We start from the raw sequence: 12,184 nt of genomic DNA on the forward strand, positions 1-12,184 counted from the left end.
GCGGACATGTTTTCATCGACCTATCGCGAGGCGCGCCAGCGATTTCTCGATACGGCCGCCGAGCGAAAACTCGCGGTCGATACGCGCGTGCTCGAAGGTGTCGACGGTCTCGAAGGCGAGACGCTCGCAACCGATGTCGTGCGTATCGGCCCGGCCGATGCGAAGCGCTTGCTCGTGCTCACGTCCGCGACGCATGGCGTCGAAGGCTTTTGCGGCTCGGGCGCGCAGATCGCGTTGATGCGCGACGAAGTTTTGCCCGCGCTGATGGAGAAGCTCGGCGTCGCGATGCTGCTCGTACATGCAATCAATCCGTATGGCTTTTCGTATCTGAGCCGCACGACGGAAGGCAATGTCGATCTGAATCGCAACAGCGTGGATTTCAGCGGGCCGTTGCCGCAGAACCCTGGCTACGCGGAACTGCACGATCTGCTGGTTCCCGCGAGCTGGCCGCCCGACGAAGCGAACGTCGCGGCGATTCGCGCTTATATCGACACGCGCGGGCAATGGGCGTATCAGCAGGCGGTGACGACGGGCCAGTACACGCACGCGCAGGGCATGTTCTACGGCGGCGAAGAGACGGCGTGGAGCACGCGCACGATGCGCAATCTGCTGGCGGAATACGGCGAGACGTGCACGGCGATAGGATGGATCGATTTTCATACGGGACTCGGCCCGAGCGGCTTCGGCGCGAAGATTTGCGTCGGCGACGTGGCGCGCGCGCGGCGCTGGTGGGGCGCGGACGTGACGAGCCCTGCGGATGGCACGTCGATCGCGGCCGATGTCGCCGGGCCCTTGCTCGATACCTTGCGGCAGACGTGCGCCCATGCCGCGATTGCATCGATCGCGATCGAGTACGGCACGGTGCCGCTCACCGACATGCTCGACATGCTGCGCGCGGACGTCTGGGTGCGCCATCACGCGGACGCGTCCGATGCGCTGAAGGCCGACATTCGCCGCCAGATTCGCGCGGCGTTTTATATCGACGACGATATCTGGCGCGGGATGATCGTCGGTCAGGCGCGGGCGGCGGTGTTGCAGGCGCTGTACGGCCTTTCGCGCGAAGAGGGCGCTTAACGCAGTTCGAGCCACATCGGCTGATGATCCGATGACCGGCTCGACTGGTCCGCTTCGCAGCCCGCGATGCGCGGCTTCAGCTCTTCGGTGACGAAGATGAAGTCGCACGCGAACGGGCCATCGGGCCATTGATCGTGATCGTACAGACCGACGGTCGCTGCGCGCGGCTCGTTCGGATGCGCGCAGGTCCATGCATCGACGAACGAGGGCGCATCGGCAAGCGGCTCCAGCATCGCGCGATAAGCGGAACTGTCGAAGGCACTGTTGAAGTCGCCGCAGACGATTGCGGAGATCGGACGCGCGGTGTCGGCGAACGGGCTTGCCTGGCCTTCGGCCTTCGCGGGCTGACGCGCGTGCGCGCATGCTTCGGCGTGAAGCTCGCGCAAGCGCGCGACTTGCGCGAGCCGCTGTTTCTCCGAATAAAACTCAAGATGCGTGCTGATGATGCGCAGCGGGCCGACGTCCGTATCGATGACGGCTTCGAGCGCGACGCGCAGCATCGACGGATTCGCGGGATCGGCGGGCCACGGCAATGAATGACGCAGAACCTGACGCACCGGCAGGCGGCTGACGATCGCGTTGCCGAACTGACGGCGTGCGATACCGGCGCCCACGGGCGGCAGGTCGGAGCCGATTGCATCGATGACGGTCGCGCCGGGAATCAGCGTTTCGAGTTCCGCGAATTGATCCGCGCGCGGGTGGCCCGCGAGTCCGCCCGCCTGTTCGCTTTCGTGAAAGCCGCGCGTCACTTCCTGGAGGCACAGGATATCGAAGTCGTGCAGCGCCTTCGCTTCGGCGACGATGCGCGCGAGATCGACGCGGCCATCCACGCCGCGTCCCCATTGGATGTTCCAGTCGACGAGTCGCATGTTCAGCCTCGGCGAAGAAGCGTTGGAAGTTGATCGTCCTTCATATCGGCAGCAAGACGTGTGCTTGGTCCGGTACGCCTGCGTCTCCATGCAAAATTCTGAAACTAAGTATTTCTTACCGTTTTCAGGCGCTGACGGCGATACAATCTACGCCTTAGAAACCGAAGTCGTCTGCATCATGAAATCACGCATCTCCGCCACGCTGGCCGCGTTTCTGTTGTGCTCCGCCAGCATCGCCTGCCGCGCGCAGCAATCTCAGTCACCGCAGCAAGCAATCTACCCCGCCGCTCTCCAATCGCTCACGAAGGAGCAGCAGGCGGCGCTCGACCAGCAGGACCGTGACATCGCTCAAGTTGCATCGGCCATCGTCGCGCTGATCGATCAGAACAAGGCAGGAGAGGTGTGGGATCAGGCCTCGCCCATCGCGAAACGCATCATTTCCCGCGATGACTTCATGAAGAAGGTCGCGCGCGACCGTTCGCCGCTCGGCGCACCGGGTCTGCGCATGCCTTTGGGCGCGAAGCACTATCGCTACGACGGCACCGGCAACCTGCCCGCGGGCGCGTATATCAACATTCTCTACGACACCCAGTTCAGTCAGCCGAGTCAGCCGTCGCGCGAGATGGTGACGTTCATTCTCGATTCGGACAAGGTGTGGCGCTTCGTCGGCTATTCGGTGCGCTGAACCGGCTTCACATGTTCGTGTAGGACGCGCACCATCCGCGGCCAGCCACGAGTTTGCCGTTGAATAGCGAGCAGCCACCCCAGGCGTCGCTCGACTTGCCCTCATACAGCGAGCAGTTCGCGCACGTCTGTCCTGCCGCGAAGTTGGAATATTTCGCCTTGTCCACCTTCGCGGCGTCCTCCTTGTAGCCGACGGCGACCGCCGCCGGATCGGATTCGCTCAAATGCGGCGCATCGGCGCGGGCTCGCGTGAGCCACAGCGCCGTGCCCATGCCGATGCTGACAACCATGAAGCTGCGACGGGACGTGTTCATTGTCGTGGACCGTTCTTTTGTCTGCGGGGAATGTCGTCGTGCGCTCTCGGGGCGCTAGTCGAACGATACCCCGACGCACGCCGCGCTGCCCGGATCGCGGTCGTTCGATGCCATACGTTTGCGGAATCGCACGCGCGATCGGTTTCTCCGATGCCCGTTTTCGCATTCTCTTTCAACGTGACGCCAACGTCGTTCATTCCATCGCACTAAACCTTTGCGCGCGCGTGCCGTAAATCAGGCCAGAACGTAGTTGAAATTGCGTGAATCAACCCCGCGGCGCCCCGGCCGCGGCTCAATTCGAAGGAGAACCACCGTGAGTGACTTGGACTGGATGATGGCAGGCGTGTATATGGCGGCGCTCGTGAGCAGCACGCTTTTCATGAGCGTGCTCGCGCGCCGCAGCTTGAGCAGGGTGGAGGATCGCGGGCACTGAGAACATCCGGACTAGTGGGTTTGCATTCCCCCGCGCTCGTCGATACCAATTTTTGGTATTCTTGACGCTCAAGCAACGGGGAAATGTCATGCCCAAGAACACGTCAGTTTCGCTCGGCGATCATTTCACGGACTTCGTCGAGAATCGGGTACGCGCTGGCCGCTACAGCACCGCGAGCGATGTGGTCCGCGCCGGCTTGCGCCTGCTGGAAGAACAGGAAGCAAAGCTCGGTGCATTGCGCGCGGCGCTGGAAGCGGGCGAGCAGTCGGGCCCGTCGAAGCCGCTGGATTTCGATGCGTTCATCGCACGCAAGCGCAAGTCCAGCCGATGAAGCAGTGCGTATTCACGCCTGCGGCCATTCAGGATCTCGATGGCATCTGGGACTACTCGTTTGACAAGTGGGGCCCCGCACAGGCCGAGCGCTATGTGCGCATGATCCAGGACACGGTCGTCGGACTCGGCGCGGGCACGCAGCGCAGCCTGTCTGCCCAAGACATTCGTGACGGCTATCGGAAGGCGCTCGTCGGCATGCACGTGCTCTTCTTCAAGGATGCCGCGGACACGATCCAGATCGTGCGGATTCTTCATCAGCAGATGGATCTTTCAGCTCATCTCGGCGAAGCCGAATAGCTTGCCGTCGCCAAATGAAACGCGCGCCGTGAGCCGATGAACCACATCGGCCGTCCGGCGCGCGCAAACATCACCTGCCCAATCAGTGGAACAGCTTGACTGCCTGCGTGAGCGTGTTCGTGACGCCCCATGCGAGCGGAATCAGCACATACGCCCAGAACAGCACGAGCAGCCCTTTATTCGACGGGTGCGCTTCCTGTGTATCGATGCGAGTATTCATCGCGAATCTCCTCTTTTGACTTTTAGCTTGCCGTCTGCGCCGACGTGTCCATGTGATGCTTCTCATGCACGCGCGTGACGAGCAGATTGCAGAGGAAGCCGACGACGAGCAGCGCGGCCATGATGTGCAGCGTCATCGTGTACGCTTCTGCGCCGACGACGCCGTGCGCTACCTGATACGCGCGCACGTAATTGACGAGCACCGGACCCGCGACGCCCGCCGCCGCCCACGCGGTCAGCAGCCGGCCGTGAATGCCGCCGACGAACGCCGTGCCGAACATGTCCGCCAGATAGGCCGGAATGGTCGCGAAGCCGCCGCCGTACATCGAGAGGATGATCCCGTACGCCAGCACGAACAGCGCGATATTGCCCGAGCCCGCGAAGTGAGGCACGAGGAAGTACAGCACCGCGCCGAGCGCGAAGAAGGCGAAGTAAGTGTTCTTGCGCCCGATCCAGTCCGATGCCGACGCCCACACGAAGCGCCCGCCCATGTTGAAGAGCGACAGCAATCCGACGAAGCCCGCCGCCGCGCCCGCCGTGATCGAGGCCTTGAAACTCTCCTGAATCATCACCGAAGCCTGGCCGAGCACGCCGATGCCCGCCGTCACGTTCAGGAACAGCACGAGCCACAGCAGATAGAACTGCGGCGTCTTCAGCGCCTGATCGATGTGCACGTGGTTTCGCGTGATCATCTTGCTGGCGGTCGCGGGCGGCGTCCAGCCAGCCGGCTTCCAGTCCACCGGCGGGATGCGGATCGCGAGAGCGCCGATCGTCATCGAGATGAAATAGAGCACGCCGAGCACGACGAACGTTTCCGCGACGCCGGCGCTCGTCGCGCTCTTGAAGTGGTTCATCAGCGCGACGGAACCGGGCGCCGCGATCATCGCGCCGCCGCCGAAGCCCATGATCGCCATGCCCGTCGCCATGCCGCGGCGGTCCGGGAACCAGCGGATGAGCGTCGATACCGGCGACACGTAGCCGAGCCCGAGCCCGATGCCGCCGATCACGCCATAACCGAGATACAGCAGCCAGATCTGATGCAGATAGACGCCGAGCGCCGAAACGAGAAAGCCGCCGCCGAAGCAGCAGGCCGCGGTGAACATCGTGCGGCGCGGGCCGACCTTCTCCAGCCACTTGCCGGCGAACGCGGCGGACAAGCCGAGAAACACGATAGCCAGCGAGAAGATCCAGCCGAGCGTCGTCAGCGACCAGTCATCCGGCGCGGACTTCGTGATGCCGATGATCTTCGTGAGCGGCGCATTGAACACCGAGAACGCATACGCCTGCCCGATGCACAAGTGAACAGCCAGCGCGGCGGGCGGCACCATCCAGCGTGAGAACCCGGGCCGGGCGATGGTCGCCTCCTTGGAGAAGAAGCTTGTCGGGCCGTGCACGGCCCCCTGATTGATTGTGCTGTTCATTGTGGTCTCCGTGGCGCGTCATGCATGCACGTGCGCGCTCATCGTTTGCTTGAGGTGCCGGCGTCCGGGGTGGCCGGACACGAGCAGCCCGCCGTGGTCGTGCGAACGTCGATGCGGTCTGCATCGCGCGCTCGCAAGGCCATTTCGCGCCATCCAAACATGCGATCAAATGCCATATAGGTGCGGCGCTTTGCCACGGCTGGCATGACCATAGACAACTGCGTAAGGCTTTGCAATATGAACACCCGTGCCATAAGCGTTTGCCCGAGGCGAATCGGGCGCGTCTGCGCTGCCGGGATCTTGTGTCGCATCGCTACAGCGACGGGGCAGGTGTTCTGAATGTGAACAGTTCACATCGGCCTCGTGGAAACCCTGACGATGCGTCCCGAAACCGCGTGACGATGCGGCTTGCGCGCCGGTCGCATCGTCGCGCAAGGCATGGCATGGAACTCGCAATCAAGAGCGACCGGCGCCGGACATCGGCAGTACCGGCCCGTTCACGTCGACATGCGAGGAGCACATAGAAATGAATCACGCAGAGATGCAGTTCCTGAGCACCGAATACCCCTACAAGAAGCAGTACGGCAACTACATCGGCGGCAAGTGGGTGCCGCCGGCGGGCGGTGAGTATTTCGACAACATCTCGCCGATCACGGGCGAGCCCTTCACGTCGATTCCGCGTTCGCGCGAAGCCGATATCGAAGCCGCGCTCGACGCGGCGCACGCGGCGAAGGTGTCGTGGGGCAGGACTTCCGTCACCGATCGCGCGAACGTGCTGCTCAAGCTCGCCGATCGCATGGAGCAGAACCTGCCGCGTCTCGCGCTGGCCGAGTCCATCGACAACGGCAAGCCGCTACGCGAGACGATGGCCGCCGACATTCCGCTCGCGATCGATCACTTCCGCTATTTCGCGAGCGCCGCGCGTTCGCAGGAAGGCGGCATCTCCGAGATCGATCACGATACGGTCGCGTATCACTTCCATGAGCCGCTCGGCGTCGTCGGGCAGATCATTCCGTGGAATTTCCCGATTCTGATGGCCGTGTGGAAGCTCGCGCCCGCGCTCGCCGCAGGCAACTGCGTCGTGCTGAAGCCGGCCGAGCAGACGCCCGCGTCGATTCTCGTGCTGCTCGAAGTGATCGGCGATCTGCTGCCGCCGGGCGTCCTCAACGTCGTGAACGGCTTCGGTCTGGAAGCGGGCAAGCCGCTCGCGTCGAACAAGCGCATCGCGAAGATCGCGTTCACCGGCGAGACCACGACGGGCCGCCTCATCATGCAGTACGCGAGCCAGAACCTGATTCCCGTGACGCTGGAACTGGGCGGCAAGAGCCCGAACATCTTCTTCGAGGATGTGCTCAACGCCGACGACAGCTTCTTCGACAAGGCGCTCGAAGGCTTCACGATGTTCGCGCTGAATCAGGGCGAAGTGTGCACGTGCCCGTCGCGCGCGCTCGTGCAGGAATCGATCTACGAGCGCTTCATGGAACGCGCGTTGAAGCGCGTCGCGGCGATCGCGCAGGGCCATCCGCTCGACACGAAGACGATGATCGGCGCGCAGGCGTCGCAGGAGCAGCTGGAGAAGATCCTGTCGTATATCGATCTCGGCAAGCAGGAGGGCGCGGAATGCCTCTCCGGCGGCGAGCGCGCCACGTTCGACGGCGAACTGAAGAACGGCTATTACATCAAGCCGACGGTCTTCAAAGGCCACAACAAGATGCGCATCTTCCAGGAGGAAATCTTCGGGCCGGTGCTGTCGGTGACGACCTTCAAGACCGAGGAAGAGGCGCTCGAAATCGCCAACGATACGCTCTACGGTCTCGGCGCGGGCGTGTGGACGCGCGACGGCACGCGGGCTTATCGCTTCGGCCGCGCGATTCAGGCGGGACGCGTGTGGACCAACTGCTATCACGCGTATCCGGCGCACGCGGCGTTCGGCGGCTACAAGCAGTCGGGCATCGGACGTGAAAATCACAAGATGATGCTCGATCACTATCAGCAGACGAAGAACATGCTCGTCAGCTATAGCGACAAGCCGCTCGGCTTCTTCTAAAGCCTGCGGGGCCGTCGCCGTTTCCGGCGGCGGCCGGCTCGAACAACGGGGACATCATGAGCGAACAGGAAGTGCAGCGCGTGACCGCGACGCCCGCCGCGATCGACTTGATCGAAAAGCTCAAGACCGAGCACGGCGAGGTGCTGTTCCATCAATCCGGCGGATGCTGCGACGGCAGTGCGCCGATGTGCTTTCCGGTCAAGGAATTCATGGTCGGCGGCTCGGACGTCAAGCTGGGCGCGATCGGCGGCGTGCCGTTCTACATGACCGAATCGCAGTACGAGTACTGGCAGCACACGCAGCTCATCATCGATGCCGTGCCGGGCAATGGCGGCATGTTTTCGCTGGAGCGTCCGTCGGGTTTGCGCTTTCTCACGCGCTCCCGTCTATACAGCGATGAAGAGAACGCGTGGCTCGACAAGCATCCGGTCGAGCACGTGACTTAGGCGTTCAATCCCGACGCGGCGGACGCTTCTCGATGAACGCCTGCGTTCCTTCGAGCGCGGCGTCCTGCATCATGTTGCAGGCCATCGTTTCCGATGCGAGTGCATATGCAGCTTCGATGCCGGTTTCGAGTTGCCGATAGAACAAACCCTTGCCCGCCGCGACCGCTTCGCGCGGTTTGGCGGCGATGGTCGCGGCAAGCGTGCGCACGGCATCGTCGAGTTCGGCTGGCGACGCGACGCGATTCACGAGGCCGCGTTCGCACGCGGTCGCCGCATCGATGAATTCGCCGGTGACGAGCATCTCGAACGCGGCCTTGCGCGCTACATTGCGGGACAGCGCCACGCCCGGCGTCGCGCAAAAGAGCCCGAGATTCACGCCCGATACGGCGAAACGCGCTTCGCTCGATGCCACCGCGAGGTCGCACATCGCGACCAACTGACAGCCCGCCGCGGTCGCGACGCCATGCACACGCGCGATGACCGGCTGCGGCATGCGCTGGATCGTCAGCATCATGCGCGAGCAGCGCGCGAACAGCGCGCGATAGTAATCGAGCGCGGGTTCCGCGCGCATCTCCTTGAGATCGTGGCCGGCGCAGAACGCGCGCCCCGCGCCCGCGAGCACGACGACACGCGCATCCGATTGGGCGATGTCTTTCAGCGCGCGTTCGAGCGCTTCGAGCATCGCTTCCGATAACGCGTTGAACGCATCGGGCCGATTCAGCGTGAGCTTGACGACGCCCCGGGTTTCATACGCATCGCCTTCGATCAGAACGAGTTCGCTCATGCTCATGCTCTCCTTCAGACATCGATCGCGGTCACCGAACCCGCGCGCTTGCGCAATTCGAATTTCTGAATCTTGCCGGTGGATGTCTTCGGCAACTCGCAGAACTCGATTGCGCGCGGCACTTTGAATCCCGCCAGATGCTTCTTGCAATGCGCGATCAGATCCTCCGCGCTGACTTGCGCGCCGGACTTCAGTTCGACGAACGCGCATGGCGTTTCGCCCCAGCGCGCATCCGGTTTCGCGACGACGGCCACCGCGAGCACGGCCGGATGCCGGTACAGCACATCCTCCACTTCGATGCTCGATATGTTCTCGCCGCCCGAGATGATGATGTCCTTGCTGCGATCCTTGATGCGCACATAGCCATCGGGATAGGCGACCGCGAGATCGCCCGTATGGAACCAGCCGCCGCGAAACGCGTCTTCCGTCGCGGCCGGGTTCTTGAGATAGCCTTTCATCGCGATGTTGCCGCGGAACATGATCTCGCCGATGGTCTCGCCGTCCGAAGGCACGAGCTCCATCGAAATCGGATCGCGCACGGTCACCGCATCCTGCAGGTGATAGCGCACGCCTTGCCGGGCATTGAGCCGCGCGCGCTCGCCGATATCGAGCGCGCTCCATTCGGCCTGTTGCGGACACACCGTGGCCGGGCCATAGACCTCGGTGAGACCGTAGACATGGGTCAGCTCGAAGCCCATGCGCTCCATGCCTTCGATCATCGCGGCGGGCGGCGCGGCGCCCGCGACCATCGCGTGAACCTTCTGTTCGATGCCGGCCTTCATCTCGTCGGGTGCGTTGACGAGCAGGTTCTGCACGATCGGCGCACCGCAATAATGCGTGACGCGTTCGCTGCGGATCAGATCGAGGATGGATTTCGCATCGACGCGGCGCAGGCACACGTTCACGCCCGCGCGGGCCGCGACGGTCCACGGGAAGCACCAGCCGTTGCAATGGAACATGGGCAGCGTCCACAAATACACGGCGTGCTTCGGCATGTCCCATTCGAGGATATTGCTGACTGCATTCGTGTAGGCGCCGCGATGGTGATAGACGACGCCCTTCGGATTGCCCGTCGTCCCCGACGTGTAGTTCAGGCAGATGGCGTTCCATTCGTCCGATGGCGGCGACCATTCGTATGCGGGATCGCCGCTCGCGAGCAACGTCTCGTAGTCGATTTCGCCGATGCGCTCGCCCGCGCCCGTGTACTGCGGATCGTCGACATCGATGACGAGGACGTCTTGCGGCACGTCTTTGAGCGCTTTACGCATCACGTCCGAGAACTCGCGATCGACGAGCACCGCTTTCGCTTCGCCGTGCGTGAGCATGAAGGCGAGCGTGGCGGCGTCGAGCCGTGTGTTGAGCGTGTTGAGCACGGCGCCCGTCATCGGTACGCCGAAGTGCGCTTCGACCATTTCGGGCGTGTTGGGCAGCATTGCGGCGACGGTATCGGAGAGACCGATGCCTCGTGCCGCGAGCGCCGACGCGAGCCGCCGCGTGCGCGCGTAGGTTTCGGCCCAGTTGCGCCGCACGTCGCCGTGCACGATCGCGGGGCGCGTCGGATACACGGACGCCGCGCGCTCGATGAACATGAGCGGCGTCAGCGCCGCGAAGTTGGCGGCCGTTTTGGGAAGGCCATCGTCGTACATGCCGGGTGTCATCGTCGTCTCCTGTGCGCGCATTTCAATGCGTTTTCTTCGATTATGCCCGCAAGCCTTACACACGACTGACGCAGGCGCACCACGCGAACGTCAGACGAGATCGTCGAGCTTCACCTCGAAGCCGCGTTTGACGGCCGGGCGCGCGAAGAGCGCCTCGTACCAGCGCTTGACGTTGGGGTAATCATCGAGCGAAACCTGATGACGCTCGTGCCGCCACGCCCAGCCGAGAATCGCGAAATCGGCAACCGACAAATCGCCTGCCACGTATTCCACCTGCGCGAGACGCGTGTCGAGCACGCCATACAGACGGCGGGTTTCATCGGAATAGCGCTTCAGTGCATAGCGCCGGTCGCATTCCGCCTCGACCATGCGGAAGTGATGCACTTGCCCCGGCATCGGGCCGAAGCCGCCCATCTGCCACATCAGCCATTCGAGCACGGGCACGCGTTCGCGCAAATTTGCGGGCAGGAACTTGCCGGTCTTTTCGCCGAGATAGAGCAGGATCGCGCCGGATTCGAAAATGCTGATCGGCTGACCGTCGGGGCCGTGCGGATCGACGATCGCCGGAATGCGGTTGTTCGGGCTGATGCGCAGAAAGCCGGGCGCATGCTGCTCGCCCTTCGTGATGTTCACCGTTTTCACGGTGTAGGGCAGTTGCATTTCCTCCAGCGCGACGCTGATCTTGCGTCCGTTGGGCGTGTTCCAGGTATGCAGTTCGATGGTCATGGCGATGCGTCCAGGTTCAGGTCAATGCAGGCGACACATGACGCTGAAAGCCTGCGCGCTGCGTGATGCCCACGTACCAGCGCTCCAGCTCGGGCAACGACGGCCGCACGAGTTCGGCGATGCCGAACCAGCGGCGCGCATAAGCGCCGATGACGATATCGGCGAGCGTGAACGTGTTGCCTTCGAGATAGTCGCGGCCTTTCAGATGCGTATCGATGACGCGCCAGAGCTTTTCGACTTCGCTCGCGGCGGCGGCGAGTTGCTTGACGTCGCGATCTGCGGCGTTCGTACGGATATAGCCCCAGAAGAGCGGGCGCTCGGCCGGTTGCAGCGTGGAGAGCGCCCAGTCGAGCCAGCGGTCGGCGCTTGCGCGAATCTTCGGCTCGGCGGGGTAGAGCGTGGTGGCCGGGCCGTATTGCATCGCGAGATAACGGATGATCGAATTCGATTCCCACAGCACGAAATCGGCGTCGACGAGCGTGGGCACGCGGCCCATCGGGTTCATCTCGAGATAGCCGGGTTCGTTGTTGCGACCGAATTGCAGGCCCGCGTCGATGCGCTCGTACGCGAGGTTTAGTTCATCGCAGCACCACAGCACTTTCTGCACGTTGACCGAGTTGGCTCTGCCCCAGATCGTCAGCATTCGATGTCATCCTCCGGTGGTGCGCCGCGTTCGGCGCGTCGAAGGGTCAATCTTAGAGTGAGTTGGGGAGTTTCGCTGGATTTTGCTTATCGGTTGGGTTCGGGTTTTTGTTGCCGGATCCCGTATTCGCGTTGGTCTATTAGCACTGCCCCTGTGCGGGGCGGCAGTCACTTTCTTTGCTGCTGCAAAGAAAGTAACCAAAGAAACAGCTCTCCCCAGCCTAAGCACTTCACACC

At 63.1% G+C, this 12,184-nt stretch carries 14 protein-coding genes; 6 read left to right on the forward strand and 8 right to left on the reverse strand.

The window, feature by feature from the left end; all coding sequences use genetic code 11:
• Positions 1-6: 6 nt before the first annotated feature.
• On the forward strand, positions 7-1,074 hold the full coding sequence (locus tag QCE73_RS19765) for a M14 family metallopeptidase (RefSeq protein ID WP_309883215.1): 1,068 nt from the start codon (positions 7-9) through the stop codon (positions 1,072-1,074).
• Here the strand turns inward: QCE73_RS19765 and QCE73_RS19770 are convergent.
• A complete protein-coding gene (locus QCE73_RS19770) occupies positions 1,071-1,943 on the reverse strand; it encodes an endonuclease/exonuclease/phosphatase family protein (RefSeq protein WP_309883216.1) in 873 nt (290 codons plus the stop codon). The two genes, QCE73_RS19765 and QCE73_RS19770, sit on opposite strands and share 4 nt — an antisense overlap.
• Between QCE73_RS19770 and QCE73_RS19775 the strand changes: the two genes are divergently transcribed.
• On the forward strand, positions 1,942-2,628 hold the full coding sequence (locus QCE73_RS19775) for a DUF4019 domain-containing protein (RefSeq protein WP_309883217.1): 687 nt from the start codon (positions 1,942-1,944) through the stop codon (positions 2,626-2,628). The genes QCE73_RS19770 and QCE73_RS19775 overlap by 2 nt on opposite strands.
• A gap of 7 nt (positions 2,629-2,635) precedes the next feature.
• On the opposite strand, the gene QCE73_RS19780 is transcribed toward QCE73_RS19775, so the two are convergent.
• Positions 2,636-2,941, reverse strand: a complete 306-nt coding sequence (locus QCE73_RS19780) for a high-potential iron-sulfur protein (RefSeq protein WP_035508692.1) — start codon at positions 2,939-2,941, stop codon at positions 2,636-2,638.
• 521 nt (positions 2,942-3,462) lie between these two features.
• Here QCE73_RS19780 and QCE73_RS19785 point away from each other — a divergent pair.
• The gene (locus tag QCE73_RS19785; RefSeq protein WP_309883218.1) at positions 3,463-3,705 is read left to right on the forward strand and encodes a type II toxin-antitoxin system ParD family antitoxin; all 243 of its coding nucleotides are present in this window, start codon (positions 3,463-3,465) and stop codon (positions 3,703-3,705) included.
• The gene (locus QCE73_RS19790; RefSeq protein WP_309883219.1) at positions 3,702-4,004 is read left to right on the forward strand and encodes a type II toxin-antitoxin system RelE/ParE family toxin; all 303 of its coding nucleotides are present in this window, start codon (positions 3,702-3,704) and stop codon (positions 4,002-4,004) included. The genes QCE73_RS19785 and QCE73_RS19790 overlap by 4 nt, the downstream gene beginning before the upstream one ends.
• Before the next feature lie 82 nt (positions 4,005-4,086).
• Here QCE73_RS19790 and QCE73_RS19795 read toward each other — a convergent pair whose 3' ends face one another.
• Positions 4,087-4,224, reverse strand: a complete 138-nt coding sequence (locus tag QCE73_RS19795) for a hypothetical protein (protein WP_035508698.1) — start codon at positions 4,222-4,224, stop codon at positions 4,087-4,089.
• A gap of 22 nt (positions 4,225-4,246) precedes the next feature.
• The gene (locus QCE73_RS19800; protein ID WP_309883220.1) at positions 4,247-5,644 is read right to left on the reverse strand and encodes an OFA family MFS transporter; all 1,398 of its coding nucleotides are present in this window, start codon (positions 5,642-5,644) and stop codon (positions 4,247-4,249) included.
• 526 nt (positions 5,645-6,170) lie between these two features.
• Here QCE73_RS19800 and adh point away from each other — a divergent pair.
• Both adh and QCE73_RS19810 read left to right on the forward strand, forming a co-directional pair.
• A complete protein-coding gene (gene adh / locus QCE73_RS19805) occupies positions 6,171-7,691 on the forward strand; it encodes an aldehyde dehydrogenase (RefSeq protein ID WP_035508704.1) in 1,521 nt (506 codons plus the stop codon).
• A gap of 56 nt (positions 7,692-7,747) precedes the next feature.
• Positions 7,748-8,137, forward strand: a complete 390-nt coding sequence (locus QCE73_RS19810) for a DUF779 domain-containing protein (protein WP_035508707.1) — start codon at positions 7,748-7,750, stop codon at positions 8,135-8,137.
• 4 nt (positions 8,138-8,141) lie between these two features.
• Here the strand turns inward: QCE73_RS19810 and QCE73_RS19815 are convergent, their stop codons facing one another.
• From QCE73_RS19815 to QCE73_RS19830, 4 genes are all read right to left on the reverse strand, one after another.
• Complete coding sequence (locus QCE73_RS19815; protein ID WP_309883221.1) at positions 8,142-8,921, reverse strand: enoyl-CoA hydratase; 780 nt, start codon at positions 8,919-8,921, stop codon at positions 8,142-8,144.
• A gap of 14 nt (positions 8,922-8,935) precedes the next feature.
• A complete protein-coding gene (locus QCE73_RS19820; protein ID WP_309883222.1) occupies positions 8,936-10,579 on the reverse strand; it encodes an acyl-CoA synthetase in 1,644 nt (547 codons plus the stop codon).
• Positions 10,580-10,669: 90 nt separating this feature from the next.
• Positions 10,670-11,305, reverse strand: a complete 636-nt coding sequence (locus QCE73_RS19825) for a glutathione S-transferase family protein (RefSeq protein WP_309883223.1) — start codon at positions 11,303-11,305, stop codon at positions 10,670-10,672.
• 16 nt (positions 11,306-11,321) lie between these two features.
• Positions 11,322-11,948 carry a glutathione S-transferase N-terminal domain-containing protein gene (locus QCE73_RS19830; RefSeq protein WP_309883224.1) on the reverse strand — a complete coding sequence of 209 codons (627 nt, stop codon included), beginning with the start codon at positions 11,946-11,948 and terminating at the stop codon, positions 11,322-11,324.
• Positions 11,949-12,184: the final 236 nt, after the last annotated feature.

The organism is Caballeronia sp. LZ029 (assembly GCF_031451275.1).
Lineage (GTDB): Bacteria > Pseudomonadota > Gammaproteobacteria > Burkholderiales > Burkholderiaceae > Caballeronia > Caballeronia jiangsuensis.